The sequence below is a fragment of the Amycolatopsis sp. CA-128772 genome (assembly GCF_002904295.1).
Lineage (GTDB): Bacteria > Actinomycetota > Actinomycetes > Mycobacteriales > Pseudonocardiaceae > Amycolatopsis.
The window spans coordinates 1-14,887 of record NZ_PPHG01000071.1 but is presented as its reverse complement, the minus strand read 5'-3'; the positions used below and the strand labels follow the sequence as shown (position 1 = coordinate 14,887).

Annotated in this window: 14 protein-coding genes, 2 tRNA genes and 3 pseudogenes; 7 read left to right on the top strand and 12 right to left on the bottom strand. The window is 70.1% G+C overall.

Features of this window, described 5'->3' with window-relative positions:
* Positions 1–28: 28 nt before the first annotated feature.
* The 3 genes from orn (at position 29) to proP (ending at position 2,326) form a co-directional block, all read left to right on the top strand.
* Positions 29–637 (top strand): oligoribonuclease, encoded by a 609-nt coding sequence (gene orn, locus C2L59_RS25065; RefSeq protein ID WP_103351956.1) that lies wholly within the window; start codon positions 29–31, stop codon positions 635–637.
* 77 nt (positions 638–714) lie between these two features.
* Positions 715–790: transfer RNA gene (locus tag C2L59_RS25060), tRNA-His, on the top strand.
* Between the two features lie 84 nt (positions 791–874).
* On the top strand, positions 875–2,326 hold the full coding sequence (proP, locus tag C2L59_RS25055; RefSeq protein WP_103351955.1) for a glycine betaine/L-proline transporter ProP: 1,452 nt from the start codon (positions 875–877) through the stop codon (positions 2,324–2,326).
* Here the strand turns inward: proP and C2L59_RS25050 are convergent.
* Positions 2,323–3,519, bottom strand: coding sequence for an Ig-like domain-containing protein (locus C2L59_RS25050; RefSeq protein ID WP_199199247.1), 1,197 nt, complete (start codon positions 3,517–3,519; stop codon positions 2,323–2,325). The genes proP and C2L59_RS25050 overlap by 4 nt on opposite strands.
* Positions 3,520–3,684: 165 nt before the next feature.
* Here C2L59_RS25050 and C2L59_RS25045 point away from each other — a divergent pair.
* Both C2L59_RS25045 and C2L59_RS49190 read left to right on the top strand, forming a co-directional pair.
* Positions 3,685–3,757: transfer RNA gene (locus C2L59_RS25045), tRNA-Lys, on the top strand.
* Positions 3,758–3,894: 137 nt separating this feature from the next.
* On the top strand, positions 3,895–4,089 hold the full coding sequence (locus C2L59_RS49190; RefSeq protein WP_233223660.1) for a hypothetical protein: 195 nt from the start codon (positions 3,895–3,897) through the stop codon (positions 4,087–4,089).
* Here C2L59_RS49190 and C2L59_RS50415 read toward each other — a convergent pair.
* From C2L59_RS50415 to C2L59_RS25000, 9 genes and pseudogenes are all read right to left on the bottom strand, one after another.
* Positions 3,999–4,589, bottom strand: a pseudogene (locus C2L59_RS50415) (tyrosine-type recombinase/integrase); the annotation flags it as partial. The gene C2L59_RS49190 and the pseudogene C2L59_RS50415 sit on opposite strands and share 91 nt — an antisense overlap.
* A 152-nt stretch (positions 4,590–4,741) precedes the next feature.
* The gene (locus C2L59_RS50410) at positions 4,742–4,972 is read right to left on the bottom strand and encodes an Arm DNA-binding domain-containing protein (RefSeq protein WP_199199246.1); all 231 of its coding nucleotides are present in this window, start codon (positions 4,970–4,972) and stop codon (positions 4,742–4,744) included.
* Between the two features lie 190 nt (positions 4,973–5,162).
* A pseudogene (locus C2L59_RS49180) lies at positions 5,163–5,339 on the bottom strand (DNA methyltransferase); the annotation flags it as partial.
* A 62-nt stretch (positions 5,340–5,401) separates the two neighbouring features.
* Positions 5,402–5,599: a DNA methyltransferase gene (locus C2L59_RS25030; protein ID WP_233223675.1), complete on the bottom strand. Its 198-nt coding sequence runs from the start codon at positions 5,597–5,599 to the stop codon at positions 5,402–5,404.
* Positions 5,600–6,561: 962 nt separating this feature from the next.
* Positions 6,562–7,131 carry a TetR/AcrR family transcriptional regulator gene (locus tag C2L59_RS25020; RefSeq protein WP_103351951.1) on the bottom strand — a complete coding sequence of 190 codons (570 nt, stop codon included), beginning with the start codon at positions 7,129–7,131 and terminating at the stop codon, positions 6,562–6,564.
* Positions 7,132–7,177: 46 nt separating this feature from the next.
* Complete coding sequence (locus C2L59_RS25015) at positions 7,178–8,050, bottom strand: SDR family NAD(P)-dependent oxidoreductase (RefSeq protein ID WP_103351950.1); 873 nt, start codon at positions 8,048–8,050, stop codon at positions 7,178–7,180.
* 78 nt (positions 8,051–8,128) lie between these two features.
* Positions 8,129–8,533: an ABC transporter permease gene (locus C2L59_RS25010; RefSeq protein ID WP_370444770.1), complete on the bottom strand. Its 405-nt coding sequence runs from the start codon at positions 8,531–8,533 to the stop codon at positions 8,129–8,131.
* Positions 8,534–8,748: 215 nt separating this feature from the next.
* A complete protein-coding gene (locus tag C2L59_RS25005; protein WP_233223658.1) occupies positions 8,749–8,973 on the bottom strand; it encodes a hypothetical protein in 225 nt (74 codons plus the stop codon).
* 508 nt (positions 8,974–9,481) lie between these two features.
* Positions 9,482–9,778, bottom strand: a pseudogene (locus tag C2L59_RS25000) (fasciclin domain-containing protein); the annotation flags it as partial.
* Positions 9,779–10,157: 379 nt separating this feature from the next.
* On the opposite strand from C2L59_RS25000, the gene C2L59_RS24995 reads away from it, so the two are divergent.
* Positions 10,158–10,526: an ATP-binding protein gene (locus tag C2L59_RS24995; RefSeq protein WP_103351948.1), complete on the top strand. Its 369-nt coding sequence runs from the start codon at positions 10,158–10,160 to the stop codon at positions 10,524–10,526.
* Positions 10,527–11,027: 501 nt separating this feature from the next.
* On the opposite strand, the gene C2L59_RS47560 is transcribed toward C2L59_RS24995, so the two are convergent.
* Together C2L59_RS47560 and C2L59_RS24985 are read right to left on the bottom strand one after the other, a co-directional pair.
* On the bottom strand, positions 11,028–12,740 hold the full coding sequence (locus C2L59_RS47560) for a hypothetical protein (RefSeq protein ID WP_103351947.1): 1,713 nt from the start codon (positions 12,738–12,740) through the stop codon (positions 11,028–11,030).
* A gap of 57 nt (positions 12,741–12,797) precedes the next feature.
* The gene (locus tag C2L59_RS24985; RefSeq protein WP_103351946.1) at positions 12,798–13,688 is read right to left on the bottom strand and encodes a hypothetical protein; all 891 of its coding nucleotides are present in this window, start codon (positions 13,686–13,688) and stop codon (positions 12,798–12,800) included.
* Positions 13,689–13,995: 307 nt separating this feature from the next.
* On the opposite strand from C2L59_RS24985, the gene C2L59_RS24980 reads away from it, so the two are divergent.
* Positions 13,996–14,887 (top strand): ferritin-like domain-containing protein (locus C2L59_RS24980; RefSeq protein WP_103352122.1); only part of this gene is annotated, 892 nt, incomplete at its 3' end.

Here is a 14,887-nt window from a genome sequence, read left to right as displayed (position 1 = left end):
CATCCCCGTGTCGGGTTAGGGTCACCAGGTGACCGACCGCCTAGTCTGGATCGACTGCGAGATGACGGGGCTCGACCTCGGCAAAGAAGCGTTGATCGAAATCGCCGCCCTCGTCACCGACGCGGACCTGAACGTGCTCGGCGAAGGAGTCGACATCGTCATCCACGCCGACGAGGAAAAACTCGCCGGGATGCCCGAAGTCGTCCGCGAGATGCACGCCCACTCCGGCCTCACCGAAGAAGTCCGCGCCTCCGCCGTGACCCTCGAAGAAGCCGAACGCCGCGTGCTCGACTACATCCGCGAGCACGTCCCCGAGTCGGGCACCGCCCCCCTCGCCGGCAACTCCATCGCCACCGACCGCGGCTTCATCGCCCGCGACATGCCGGCCCTCGACGCCCACCTCCACTACCGCATGGTCGACGTCTCCTCCGTCAAGGAACTCGTCCGCCGCTGGTACCCCCGCATCTACTACGCCAAGCCCGAGAAGGGCCTCGCCCACCGCGCGCTCGCCGACATCCGCGAGTCCATCGGCGAACTCGACTACTACCGGCGCGTCGCCTTCGTCCCCCAGCCCGGGCCGACCAGCGAAGAAGCCAAGGCCGCCGCCGCTGAAGTGCAGGAACAGCACCAACGGTGACCCCCTGAAAAGCGGTCGAGGGCACCCGCTACGATTACTCCCAGCGAGGTGATCGCAAGCAGATCCCCTCGGCGATGGTGGGCGTAGCTCAGCTGGTAGAGCACCTGGTTGTGGTCCAGGAGGTCGCGGGTTCGAAACCCGTCGCTCACCCCAACACCCCGGTTGGTCGGGCCGTTCGCGGCCTGGACTCGACCGGGGTTTTTGCGTTGCGCCGTTCGTGGCAACGCTCACGACCGGATGGCTCAGCGTGCGAGCGGCCGAACGTCGGTGCACGGTGTTCTCGTGGCACGTTCAGCACCGAAGATCCGGGGTCGTAAGAAGAAGCTGCGGTACGAGGACATCACCGTCGTCGACCAGTCGCTGCTCAAGCGTGCGGTGGGAGCCGCCGCGCTCGGCAATGCCATGGAGTGGTTCGACTTCGGCGTCTACGCCTACATCGCCGACACCATCGCCGAGGTGTTCTTCCCGCCCACCGTGGCGCCCGGAGTCCGGCTGATCGGGACCTTCGGGGCCTTCACCGCCGCCTTCCTGATGCGGCCGCTCGGCGGACTGGTCTTCGGGCCGCTCGGGGATCGGGTCGGACGGCAGAAGGTCCTCGCCGTCACCATGATCATGATGGCCATCGGGACCCTGTGCATCGGGCTGATCCCGTCGTACAGCTCGATCGGCGTCTGGTCGCCGATCCTGCTCGTCGTCGCGCGGATGGTGCAGGGGTTCTCCACCGGTGGCGAGTACGGGGGTGCGACCACCTTCATCGCCGAGTACTCGCCCGACAAGCGGCGCGGGTTCATGGGGTCCTGGCTCGAGTTCGGGACGTTGTCCGGGTACGTGCTCGGCGCGTCCGTCGTGACCGGGATGAAGGCCTGGGTGCCGCACGAGACCCTGCTCGACTGGGGCTGGCGCGTCCCGTTCCTGGTCGCCGGGCCGCTCGGCATCATCGGGCTCTACATGCGACTGAAGCTGGAAGAGACGCCGGCGTTCCAGAAGCACGCCGAGGAGGCCGAGAAGCGGGGGCGGTCCGGGGAGCCGTTCTGGAAGATGTTCACCGAATACTGGCCCGCGCTGCTCATCTGCGTCGGCCTGGTGCTCGTCTTCAACGTCACCGACTACATGCTGCTGTCGTACATGCCGACGTACCTGTCCGAGCAGCTGCACCTCGACGCCACCCACGGGCTGCTGCTGATCATCGTCGTCATGGTCGTGATGATGCTGATCATCATGGTCGGCGGGCGGATCACCGACCACGTCGGACGCAAGCCGGTGATGATGGCCGGCTGCCTCGGGTTCCTCGTGCTGTCGTGGCCGCTGATGCTGCTGGTGCACGACGGCGGCGTCGTGCTCACGTTCCTCGGGCTGATGGGGCTCGGCCTGCTGCTGCTCTGCTTCGAGGTGTCGATGCCCGCGGCGTTGCCCGCCCTGTTCCCCACGGCGATCCGCTACGGCGCGCTGTCCATCGCGTTCAACATCTCGGTGTCGCTCTTCGGCGGCACGACCCCGCTGGTGATGCAGTCGCTGATCTCCGCCACCGGCCACGACTTCTGGCCGGCCTGGTACCTGATGGCGGCGGGCGCGATCGGCGCCGTCGCGGTGTACTTCAGCCGCGAGACGGCGAACAAGCCGCTGTGGGGCTCGGGGCCGGCGGTGTCGACCGAGGCCGAGGCGCGGGACCTGGTGCGCGGATCGGGCTAGTTCGCCGCCGTCCGCCACTCGTCCCAGGACAGCTGCCAGACGCTCCAGCCGTCGGTCGGCTCGAGCTTCGGGCCGCCGCTGTTCTGGACCGTGACGACGTCGCCCTTCTTGGACGTGTCCATCAGCCACTTCGTGTTCTCGGTGGACAGGTTGAGGCAGCCGTGGCTGACGTTGCTGTGCCCCTGCTGCCGCACCGACCAGGGCGCCGAGTGGTAGAAGATGCCGCTGTAGGACAGGCGCACGGCGTACTGGACGAAGGTGCTGTAGCCGCCGGGCGCGTCTTCGGGCACGCCGTAGGTGGCGGAGTTCATCGTGTAGCCGGTGTGCTCGCTGATCACGGTGTAGGTGCCCTGCGGCGTGGTGTGGCCGGGCTTGCCCATGGAGGTCGGCATGGTCCTGACCTTTTTGTCGTTGATCGTGACCGTCATCTGGTGGGTCTGCCCGTCGGCGACGGCGACGAGCTTGTCGCCGACGGTCGCACCGGCGCCCTTGTCCTCCCGGCCGTAGCTGCCGCCGCCGAGCGGCTTGCCGTAGACGGCGGCGTCGACCTTGATCCGGGTGCCGCTCTTCCAGTAGTCCTTCGGCCGCCAGGTCACCTGCTTGTCGCCGGACCATCGGAAGGCACCCTCGGTGGCCGGCTCTGCGGTGATCTTCAGCGCCTTCTCGGCGGCGGCCTTGTCGGTGACGTTGCCGGTGAAGGTGAAGATCAGCGGCATCCCGACGCCGACGGTCTCGCCGTCGACGAGGTTCACCGAGACGCCGAGCTGCCGCGCGGGCTTGACGGTGGTGAACGACGACTCCTGGGTCACCGGCTTGCCGTCGGTGCCGGTGGCGGTCGCGGTCAGCTTGTAGGCCTTGTTGTAGCCGAGCGGCTCGGCGGAGTCCCACCCGGAGCCGTCGGCCCGCGCCTTCCCGGCCACGACCTTGCCGTCGGCACCGGTGAGGACGACGTCGCCGACCTTCCCATCGGTGACGGTGACGCTCACCGGCTCCCCGGGCGCGACGTTCTTGGCGTCCTTCGCGGGCGCGAAGGCAAGCACGGCGGCCTTCGGCTGGGCGGCGGCGCTGGTGCTCGCGGGCGCTGTCGCCTGCGGAAGTTCACCCGAAGGGCTACTACTGCAACCACCCACAGTGAGCCCGATCACCACAGCGGCCCCCAGCAGCCGCGCCCCCGAGCCGATCGAACCCCGCATGCCCACCCGCCTGTTTAGTCGTCGATGTCCGACTACAGTGTGCCCGACCAGCCGCGACACCGGGGCGGCAACGTCGGAACCCGGTAAGGGGACCCCCCTGGAACGGCCGTCCGGACGGGGTGCTAATCTTTTCCACGTCGCCAAGGGAAACCACGGCAGACACCGGCGCCATTAGCTCAATTGGCAGAGCAGCTGGCTCTTAACCAGCGGGTTCGGGGTTCGAGTCCCTGATGGCGCACTCCCACTCCCCAGGTCTGATTCTCTTCGGCCTGGGGTTTTGTGGTATCCGGAATCGCTTCTTCCACTTCCCTTCCGTCCACAATGGTCGGTGAAGAGCCCGAGATGTGCCCGAGCGGTCGCGATGCCGTCCGCGGGATGATCTTGGCGGTTGCCTCGGCCGCGGCCAGCGCGACTTCGGGCAGCACGGTGGTGTACGTGTCCATCGTCACGGTGATCGACGAGTGCCGCAGCATGTTCTGCACGACCTTCATGTCCGCGCCCGCGGCTAGGGCGAGCGTCGCCGCGCCGTGCCGCAGATCGTGCAGCCGGATCGGCGGCAACCCGGCCTGACGAGTCAGCTCCTGGAACCGGGCGGTGACATCGGCCGGGTGCAGCGGGCTGCCGTCAGGCTGGGTGAACAGCAGGTCGGTGTCGACCCAGTCGCTGCCAAGCCGGGCACGAGCCGCGTCCTGATTGGCCTCATGCTGGCGCAGCACGACGACAGTGTCAGCGTCCAGGGCAACGAGCCCTTCGGACGAGGTGGTCTTGGGCGCGGACTCGCCGGTCTCCCAGCCGTACTGCACGATCTGGTTTGCCACCTCCAGCGTGGCCGCATCCAGGTAGGTGTCCGAACGCCGCTGCCCGCACGCCTCCCCGCGACGGAGCCCGACGTGCGCGATCAGGCCCTCTTTGACCGCAGGGCTCAGCACCGCTCGCAGCGTCTCGCGGATCCGCCGGATCGAGGTGGGTCCGACCGGGCGTTGCCACTTCACCGCCTCGATCTTGCGGGGGTCTCCACTGGCCCGGTATTCGGCGATCACGTCGTTGTGCTCGACGATCGCATCGAACATCCCCTCCAGGTGCGCCACCCGCAGCTTGTCCCGGCGGATGTGCCCGAGGTGCGGCCGGAGGTAGAGGCGCACGTGCGACTCGTACGAGCGGTAGGTGTTGCGGCTGCGGGTCTTCTTTTTCTTCGCCAGGAACCCGGTGAACACATCGTCCATCAGCGGGTGCTCCAGCACCTCGGCCCCGGCGCGCTGATGTGATCCAGCTCCTTCTGCGCCTCTTTCGCGGTTGCGAACCCGCTGCGCCGCTTGGGCCTGCGCTTTCCCGCACGGTCGGCGGGAAGCTCTATCCGGTAGCACCACTGCCCGTGCTTGCTCTGCTCCAGCCTCGGGCACTCCGCCCCCAGGCTTCGGCCGTTGCCGTCCTTGCAGGAGCAGCGTTTGTACACCGATCCAGCCTCGCTGCTGCAACGAGTGCGCCACCCGCCAAGGGACCCCGACCAGGTCTTTGCTTCGGTGAGCCGATTGGGGCGGCCGATGCACGCCGTAGCCGGTTGCGGCTCGCGCTGACGCTGTCCGTGCCGCCGATCCGTCGGCGACGTAGCTGCCCCACGAGCCGCCGAAGCAGTCGCCCAGGTTCAGCCAGGCTGTCCCGTCGTGGGAGAGGACTCGACGCAGGTGGTCGAACAATCCGACAAGGTGCGACACGTAGCCATCTACAGTGGACTCGGCTCCGTACTGGCCGGCGACGCGGTAGTCACGCAAGCCCCAATACGGCGGCGATGTCACCACGCAGTTCACCGACGCCGGCGGCATCTCGGCGACCACCTCCACCGCATCGCCCACGCTCAGCCTGACTGTCGTGTCTACAGGTCGCGTCATTGCGCACCCCGATGCTCGGCGCCGGGGACGTGGGCAAGTCGGCGCCGCGCGATCCGGTGGTAGTCGGGGTTGGTGTCGATGCCGGTGAAGCGGCGGCCAAGAGCGCGGGCCGCGACTCCGGTGGTGCCGCCACCACTGAACGGGTCGAGAACGTCGGCGTCGGCCGCGCCGCCGGCATCTACGGCACGCGGCACCTCGACGAGGCGCGGGCATTGTTCCTGTTCCGCAACGAGCGCGACCTCGGCTGCCACCACCGCGACCTACCCCGGCAGAAGGAGCTGCTGCGCGGTGCGTTCGCCCGCCTGCGCCCCGACGTGGATCGCTGGCTGCAGGAGCTCGGCCGCACCCCGGCGTTCTACTTCGACTCCATCACCCAGCTCCGCATGGACACCTGGGCAAGCGGAAGGGTGACGCTCGTCGGCGACGCGGGGTACTGCCCCGGCCCGGCCGTCGGCGGCAGCGCCACCCTGGCCGTCGTCGGCGCGTACGTCCTCGCCGGGGAGCTGGCGCGAGCGGGCTGCGACCACGAGCGCGCCTTCCCCGCTTACGAACGCGCGATGGCCGAGCACGTACGCGGCAGCCACGCGTCCGCCTTGAGCGCGGCGAAGACCCTGATCCCCAGATCTCGCCCTCGGCGTACAGGGACTGGCACACGGCGCCCGCCTGATCTCCGCCCTGCCCGCCAGACCCAGCCGCGCCCTCCTCCGCCTCACCACCGAAACCGCACGCGTCCACAACTCCATGACCGTCGACGACCACCCGCCCTCGCCCGCCACGACAGGAGACCGGGCCGGCTTCGCGGAGGACTCCGAACCCGGCCCCCGGACGGAATGAGGAGTCCACGCCACCCTGCGCCGGCCACCCGGCCGGCGAAGCTGGTGAAGAGAGGCCCCATCACGGACATCCGTACATGCCGCTGATCGAGCATCGCCGATCGTGTTGTTCGCCCGGATCACGAGCGGAGGCGAATCGCCGTGGCCGTCACCGTGCACGCGGATCTTCCGATGGTCGGCCGGGAGCGGGAACTGCGACGGCTCGTCGACCGCGCCGGCCGGCTCCGGCCGGCGGAGCCGTGGTCGTGGTCGTGGTCGTCGAGGGCGACGCCGGGATCGTCGCCCACAGCGATCACGTTGAGCAGCCGCCTCCACTCGCGGCATCACACACGTCGCAATCCTTCGAGCAGTGCGGTCAGGTAGCGGTGAGCGGTGGCGACCACGTCGGCGGACGTTTCACTGTGGATCTGCGTAGCGTAGGCGATACCGCACATGAGCGGGACAAGATCCGCCGCGGTGAGGTCCGGGCGGACGACGCCGGCCTGTCGTGCTCGTTCCAACAGCGTTGTGCCGATCGAGCGCAGGGACTGCTTGAGTTCCGTCGTGTGCGCCAAGGCGTCCGTCGCGGCCGCGGTGACCGGGGACAGCGACGCGTCGCTCACCTGTGCTTCGACCGTGCATCGCAGGAAGCTTTCCAGCGCGTGCCAGGGATCGGTGTCGGCCAGCGCCTTCTCCCCCTCGGCTACCAGTGCCTCCAGACAAGGTGTCGCGACGGTCTCCAACAACGCTTCGGCGGTGGAAAAATGACGGTACACGGTGCCGACACCGATTCCGGCACGACGGGCGATGTCGTTGAGCTGCAACACCGTTCCCGCATCGACGAGGTCGCGGGCGACGGCGACGATCCGGTCCCGGTTGCGGGCGGCGTCCTTGCGCAACGACGTGGTCGTCATACGCCGAGGATAACGGATGACTTGTCCGGATCGCCGCCCCTTCGCCTCAACCGGCGGCGATCGGCGCGTGCCGTGCACTGAGCCGCCGCACCGCGTCGGCGACACGGGGATCGGCCGCCGCGCGCAACGGCGCAACCGGGCGCGCCCGTGGGCCGATGACGACACCGGTCCGGCCGGTGAGCGTGTCGTCGGTGGCGGCGACGATCGACGGCCGCGCCGCCACGGAGGCCGGGCCTGAAGTGGAGCGGGCGAACTTGCGCCGAACCAGTGGCCACAGCAGCCGCAATCCGGGCGAGACGATCTTCGGGTCGGTCATCGTGCCGGTGGTCATGCCGGTCGCCGCGCCGCCGGGATCCGCGGCGAACACCGAAACACCCGTGCCGTCCAGCCGCGCGGCGAGATCGAGCGTGTAGGCCAGGTTGGCCAGCTTGGCGCGGCCGTACCAGTGGAAGCCGTAGTACCCGCCGGGCGGCTCGACGGCGTCGAACACCCGCTTGGCGACGCCGACCGCGCCGGACGTCACGTTCACGATGCGGCTCGGCGCACCGGCCTCGAGCGTGGGCAGGAGCAGTTCGGTCAGCAGGTACGGCGAAAGGTGGTTGACGACGAACGACGCCTCGACGCCTCCGAACTCCCGGCGTTCGGCGAACATCGCGCCGACATTGTTGACCAGCACGGTCAGCGGCTCGGCGGCGATCCGGTCCGCCAGCCCGCGCACTTCGTCGAGCGACGCGAGATCCGCTCGCAGGAACCGGGCCGGATGCGCCGGACCCGTTCCGCTGATCCGCTCGACCGCGCGGGCGCCCCGTTCGGCGTCCCGCCCGATGACCGTGACCGCGAACCCGGCCGCGGCCAGCCCCAGCGCGGTCTCCAATCCGATCCCCGCGGTCCCCGCCGTGACCACCGCTGTCTGCCTCATGACGTATCTCTCCTCGCGCTATACGGATAGTTCATCCGTTTCAACGTGAAGATAGCATTGATCGGATGGCTTATCCACTTAGTCGGCTGGTCTGCTCAGGGCTGCCACGCACGCAAGGCAGTCGGCGGCCTCAGGTGGCGAGCGCCTCGGTCGGGGGGGCAGCCGCGACGCCCGCACCGCCGGGTGAATCCCGGCGAGGATGCCGGCGACCAGCGCGGCGCCGACCCCACCGGCTACCCCGGTCAGGGGAATGACCGTGGGCCAGCCCCGCGCCGCCGCGTGATCCACCGTGACGAGCGTGCCGACGGCGGCGCCGGCCAGCACGCCCAGCAGGCACAGGGCCACCGACTCGGCGAGGAACTGGCCGCGGACGTGCCGCCGGGTGGCGCCGAGCGCGCGCCGCAGCCCGATCTCGCGGGTGCGTTCCAGCACCGAGATGATCATCGTGTTGGCCACCCCGACGGCACCGACCAGCAGCGCCACGGCGGCCAGGCCGAGCAGCAGCCCGGAGAACGCCGTGTCGGAAAGCTGCTTGGCCTTCAGCGCGTCGGACGGCCTGCTGACGAGGATCTTGCCGGGGTTGGCCGGTCGTCCGGTACCCGGACGGCCGCGCCGAGCTGCTCCCCCGCATGCGAGCCGAGCAGCGCGGGACGGTCGTCGAGCGCATCGGCCGGCCCGACCACGTCCGGGCCGCTGAGCTACTCCCGGGTCCGCCGCAGCCGCAGCCCGACGACGTCCGCGGCCACCACGACGACAACGCCGATCAAGATCCACACCCACGCCGAGATTTTTCCGCTCGTCGCGGCGGCGCTCGGGGCCGCCGACGTCGACGGAGCAGCCGCGGACGACGTCGGTGCCGCCGAGCTGGCCGAGCTGGTCGGCGGTGACGCCGGCGCGCTGAGGGTGAAGTGGATCGCGGCCATCACCTTGTCGCCGTCGTCGGAGACGCAGTGACGGTGACCTCGACCCGGCCGGGAGGTGCGGGGGCTGTTGTCGGGTCGCTGGCGCCGAGCATCGGCGGCTCCTCCTCGCGGCCGGCGGCGCCCGTCTCGCCCCGCCTCGCGCTCGGGAGACTTTCCCGCCACTCGGCCGCGGGCAGAACTTCACCCGCCCAGGCGAGCCCGCGACGAGCCGCCCCCGTGCACACGGATCGCTTGTTGATTCGCTTATCGCCGACAGCCGCGCTTACTCGTACGAACTGAAGAGTCCCGCTCGAGCAATCCGACGAAAAGTCAGCCGGCAGGGGGCCGGCCGCCGGCACGGCCCTGGAGCGATCCGGCGGTGACGACGACCGGCGGAACGCCGCCGCTTTGGCGTCCCTCAGCAGCGGACCTCCCGGAATTCGCCGCCGGTCGAAGGCACCAATGTGGCGCGGCCGCCGCATTTCCCGGGCCTTCCCCGGGGGAAAGGTGTGTTGCCCGGGAGCTGGAGTTACTTGTTGGTGCCCGGCGTCAGCACCTTGCCGATCACGAAGACCGTGGCGTTCTTCGTGGGGATGTTGCTGCACAACATCTTCGCGCCGTTGACGGTCATGTTCTCGCCGGGACCCGCGATCTTCACCGGGCCACCGGCGGTGTTCAGCGGCTCCAGCGACTCGGCGGCGGCGAGGCCCTTGGCGTCGTAGCGCTTGCCGACCACGTGGTACTGCAGAATCGGCGCCAGCTCGGCCGGCTTACCGGCCAGCTCGGTGAACTTGGCGTCACCCAGCGCGGCGAACGCCGGGTCGGCCGAACCCTGCGGCAGCTGCGAACACAGTCCACAGCCGGATCCTGCGCGACTTCTTCAGCTTGGGCGCGGTTGCACAGGGATCCCGGCTGCCTCGGGCAAATCCTGCGATCACGCCGTGAAGGGCCGCGAGCAGCCCCAGCCGTCCACGCCCACCCCTGCCCCGGTCCTTTTCCGCGGCCGCTGCTGCTTCAATGCCTCTCCGGAACCCTCGGCCGAGCAGACTGCTCCGTCGCGATGGTGTCCCGCAATCTCCCCTGATCGGCCCCCATCCATTCCCCGCAGCGGCGCCGAACACGGATAAGGCGGAGTGGAAGGAAGGGACGGCGTGAACATCGACGACGGGCGCGGAACGAGGCGGCGGGCAAGGTGGGCGGCGGATGTGACCGTCGACCTCACCGGCCGGCCGGATCTGCGGGAGGTGCGGGCGGCGATCGTCGAGGCGCTGCTGCCGGATGCGGACCCTGACGACCGTTTCGGTGCGGTGTTGCTGGTGGTCGACGAGCTGGTCGGCAACGCCTATCGTCATGCGACGACACCGAGGCTGCTGCGAGCCGGCCGAACTTCGGAGAACGTGCTGGTCGAGGTCGGCGACGGAGACCCGGTGGCGGACGCGGTCCGGGTCGTCACGCTGCGGTACGGGTTGCGGCTGGTGGGCCAGCTGTCCCTGGACTGGGGTGTCCGCACCGACAGCCGCGGCAAGGTCGTGTGGGCGCTGGTTCCCGTCAAGGTGTTCCCGGCCGCGATGTGAGTCGGCGGTCGGGCACCACCGACTCGATACAGCACGCCCCAGGTTCCACCCATCCGGGCGGTAACGCACGACGATTCCCCCGACGCTGCGTGTCGTGGCCTCCGAGCCCGCCCGGCGCAAGCTGACGAGCCTGGGCCTGCACTCCACCTTGTCGCTGGAAGCACCCACCCGCCAGGCCCCGGCCTGAGCCACGCAGTGCCGCGTCCGGGCGCTCGCCGTGGTCGGCACGGTGCGCTGTGTCCATCGCGTAGGTTCGCCACGGACGTCAGCCGCACGGGCCTCGCCGGCATGCCCGCCAGCTACGCTCGTGGCGGGGAGTTTTCCCGGAACGCAGCGGCGACGGCGTAGCCGACCACATCCAGCTGAACCCGGCTTGGAGCGCGGGAACCCGCACCAGTGTCGTCGGAGAGGCCAGGGTTTCGGCCTTTGGGCCCATCCCGCACGACAAAGCGGGGGCACCGGAATCCGGTGCCCCCGCTCCTCATGCTCCCCGGTGAACCGTCAGACGGTGTGCGGGGTGTGCGCGACGGTGTTCCAACCCGAGGCGTGGACACCGGCGTCGCCGCCGTTGCCGCCCCGGCCGGAGTTCCCGCCGGTGGTGGTGCTGTCGTTCCCGGCGTCGCCGGTCGAACCGGTGGCACCGGTGGTGCCGGAGTCGCCCGAGGTGACCGTGGTGCTCGAGTGGTCGCCCTCGTTGTTCCAGCCACCGTGGTGGCGGCCCTGCTGCTCGTGCCCGCGGGTCGAGGTGACGGCGGTGTTGCCGCCGGTCGAGCCCGAGTCACCCGAGTCGCCGGACGTGCCGGTCACGGCGTTGTTGTGGCTGGTGGCGTCGCCGGCGTCGCCGGAGTTGCCACCGTTGCCGCCGTTGGCGGTGCCGGTCACCACACCCAGGACGCCGGTGTTGCTGCCGCCCTGGCCGTGCCGGTTCCAGCCCCAGCCGTGCCCACCGCTGTTCGTGGCGGAGTTCTGGCCGGTGCTCACGACGGTGGCGTCGCCACCGTTGCCCGCCCAGCCGGAGTTCCCGCCGGTGGTGGTGCTGGTGTTCCACGCGTCGCCGGTCGAACCGGTGGCGCCGGTGTCACCGGAGTCGCCCGAAGTCACCGTGGTGGCCGACTGCGTGCCCTCGTGGTTCCCGCTGCCGCTGTTGTTCCAGCCGCAGTCGTGCTTCCGGCCGTGGTGGTGGCCGCGGCCGTTGTTCTGGCCGCCGAGCGTCCACACGATGGCGGTGTTGCCGCCGGTGGAACCCGAGTCACCCGAGTTGCCGGAGTGCCCGGTCACCGCGCTGTTGCTGCTGTTCGCGTTGCCAGCGTCGCCGGAGTTGCCTCCATTGCCGCCCTTGGCGGTGCCGGTGACCGAGCCCAGGACGCTCGTCTTGCCGCCCTGGTCGTGACGGTTCCAGCCCCAGCCGTGGCCACCGTTGTTCGTGGCGGAGTTGTGGCCGGACGCGGTCGTGGTGGCGTCGCCGCCGTGGCCCGCGTTGCCGGAGTTGCCGCCGGTGGTGGTGCTGGTGTTGGTCGCGTCGCCGGTCGAGCCGGTGGCGCCGGTGTTCCCGGAGTCGCCCGAGGTCACCGTGGTGGTGCACTGCGCCAGCAGGCACAGGCCGTAGGCGCTGTTGCCGCCGGTGGAGCCGGAGTTCCCGGAATTGCCGGAGTTCCCCGACACCGCGGCGTTGTCGCTGGTGGCGTTCCCGGCGTCGCCGGAGTCGCCACCGTTGCCGCCCTTGGCGGTACCGGTGACGGCGCCGAGGAGGCCGCCACGCGAGCCGGCGGTGTTCGTGCCGGACGCGGTCGACGTTGCGGAGCCGCCGTGGCCGGCGTTGCCGGAGTGCCCACCGGTGGTGGTGCCGGTGTTCGAGGCGTTCCCGGTCGAGCCGGTCGCGCCCGTGTTCCCCGAGTTGCCCGAGGACACCGAGGTGCTGCACTTGGCCAGCACACACACGCCGTAAGCGCTGTTGTGCCCGGTGGAGCCGGAGCTGCCCGAATTGCCGGAGTTCCCGCTCACCGCGTTGTTGCTGCTGGTGGCGTTCCCGCCGGAACCGGAGTCCCCGCCGTGGCCGCCGGCCGACACGCCGGAGGCCACGGAGTGCAGCGTGGTGCCGAGCCCGCCCAGCGGGCCCGAGTCGCCGGTGTCCGCACTGGCCACCGCTGATCCCAGCAGGACGAACCCGCCGGAGATGACCGCGGCGGTCAGGCCGCGTCGCACGTACTTGTGCATGACTTCCCTTTCCTTGCCATCTGTCCGTTGTGGATTTCCGGAAGTGGAAAGGGACCGTCAGCTCGGGTGGTCGTTGCCGTAGTACTCCAGCCAGTGCAACGACCACACCCCGGCGGGCGGTGCCCGCCACGTGCGATCCGCGCCCGGTATGACCGAGCCGGCCGCGGTCACGGCGTACTCGCCGCCGTGCTGACCACCGGAGCCCGCCGACATCGCTCCACTCAGGCCGGCCACGTCGGCGGGTGGTCCGCCGCCGGATCCGGACATCGGACCCGCAACGCCGGCCGTATCCGCATTCGCGTCCCCGGCGACGTGCCGGGCACCGACCTGCGCATCACGACGACGCTGATCGCCGCCCTGCTCGTCGACGACCGCAGCAGTCCGGTCGATCGCCATGACCGGCGCGACCGGTGCAGCCGCCACCGGCGGAGCAGTGATTTCTCCGCGTGGTGTGGCCTTCGCCGGCTGACCGGTCACGTGGCCGGCTCCGATCGCCCGCGCCACCGGCGCGGTCACCGGAGCAGTCGCGCGCAGCACGGGCGACGTCACCGGAGATACCGCGTGCAGCACCGGCTCGGTGACCGGCCGCAAGGCCGTCAGCACCGGTTCCGCCGCCCGCAGCACCGGGCGGGTCAGCGGCGCGAGCACGGGCTCGAGCCCGCTCGTCACCGGCTTCACCGCCGGAGCCACCTGCGACGTCACCTCGTGCACAGCGCCCGTGACCGGCTTCAGGACCGGTTCGACAGGCTCAAGCACGCCGTGCACCGTGTGCCCGGCGCCCTCGAGCAGGCCGGGCCGGTCGGGCGGGGGCGAACCTTCGGAAGCGTCCGCGGCCGCCGACACGGCCAACGCCAGCAGGGTGAATCCGAACAACGCGCCGGCCACCACGAGCACCCGAAGCACCACCGGGTGCCGGACCAGCGCGTGATCCGTCTGGGAAGTATCCATCCATCTCACCCCCTTTCCGGTCTGGACTTCACCGTCAGTCAGGGTTCGAGGCGAAGAGCATCACCGGATTGGGCGGAGATCCAAGTTTTTTATTTCACTCCAACGTGTTTACTACCGCTGAGTCGTGGGTACGGCCGAGCAATTTCCGGCGAGTGAAGTCATTGATCCACCGGCTCGGGAGACCGACCCATCCGCGGCGCGGTCAGCTTCGAAAGGGAAACGTCCACGAAAGGATCCGTCCCAGCGCCGGGAGCCGGCGGTGGGCTACGCCCGCTCGTTCGCGCGCGGGCGGGTTAGGAGATCACCCGTGTTTGGCAAACGCTATGCCGCGTCGATGATCAACCGCAGTGCCGAGAACGACCAGGACCGCCGCCGCTTCCTCAAAGCCGCCGGGATGACCGGCCTCGGAGTCGTCGGAGCGAGCGCCCTCGGCGGGCTCGCCGCCGGACCTGCGGCCGCCGCGACGGCCCGGCCGTCCGCTGCTGCCGAAGCCGCCGCGGCCGAGGTGAGCGACGGCGCCGTCCTCAACTTCGCCCTCAACCTCGAGTACCTCGAAGCCGAGTTCTACCTGCACGCCGTCACCGGCCGCGGCCTCGCCGACGCCATGACCACCGGCACCGGCACCCGCGGCGGCGTGACCGGCGGCCGCGCGGTCCGCTTCGAAACCAAGGCCGCCCGCCAGTACGCCCAGGAAATCGCGGCCGACGAGAAGGCCCACGTCCAGTTCCTGCGCTCGGCGCTCGGCTCGGCCGCCGTCAGCCGCCCGGCGATCGACCTGCAGTCCAGCTTCACCGCCGCCGCCCAAGCCGCCGGCCTGGTCAAGCCGGGCCGCAGCTTCGACGCCTTCGCCTGCGAGGAAAACTTCCTGCTCGCCGCCTTCCTGTTCGAAGACGTCGGCGTCACCGCCTACAAGGGTGCCGCCCCGCTGATCACCAACAAGACCTACCTCGAAGCCGCGGCCGGCATCCTCGCCGTCGAGGCCTACCACGCCGGCAACATCCGCAGCGCCCTCTACCAGCGCGGCGACGGCAAGGCCACGGTCAAGCTGTCCAACGCCCGCGACAGCCTCGACGGCCCCGCCGACGACGACCAGGGCGTCATCGACGGCCACGGCAACGCCAACATCGTCCCCACCGACGCCAACGGCATCGCCTACAGCCGCTCCCCCGGCCAGGTCCTCAACATCGTCTACCTGACCA

Excerpts from the sequence above, each read along its gene's own strand:
- C2L59_RS25015 (WP_103351950.1), bottom strand. The coding sequence starts at position 8,050 with ATGAGGCAGACAGCGGTGGTCACGGCGGGGACCGCGGGGATCGGATTG.
- C2L59_RS24985 (WP_103351946.1), bottom strand. The coding sequence starts at position 13,688 with ATGGATACTTCCCAGACGGATCACGCGCTGGTCCGGCACCCGGTGGTG.
- C2L59_RS49190 (WP_233223660.1), top strand. The coding sequence starts at position 3,895 with ATGATCTTGGCGGTTGCCTCGGCCGCGGCCAGCGCGACTTCGGGCAGC.
- C2L59_RS25005 (WP_233223658.1), bottom strand. The coding sequence starts at position 8,973 with ATGGCCGCGATCCACTTCACCCTCAGCGCGCCGGCGTCACCGCCGACC.
- C2L59_RS25050 (WP_199199247.1), bottom strand. The coding sequence starts at position 3,519 with ATGCGGGGTTCGATCGGCTCGGGGGCGCGGCTGCTGGGGGCCGCTGTG.
- proP (WP_103351955.1), top strand. The coding sequence starts at position 875 with ATGGCTCAGCGTGCGAGCGGCCGAACGTCGGTGCACGGTGTTCTCGTG.
- C2L59_RS25020 (WP_103351951.1), bottom strand. The coding sequence starts at position 7,131 with ATGACGACCACGTCGTTGCGCAAGGACGCCGCCCGCAACCGGGACCGG.
- C2L59_RS47560 (WP_103351947.1), bottom strand. The coding sequence starts at position 12,740 with ATGCACAAGTACGTGCGACGCGGCCTGACCGCCGCGGTCATCTCCGGC.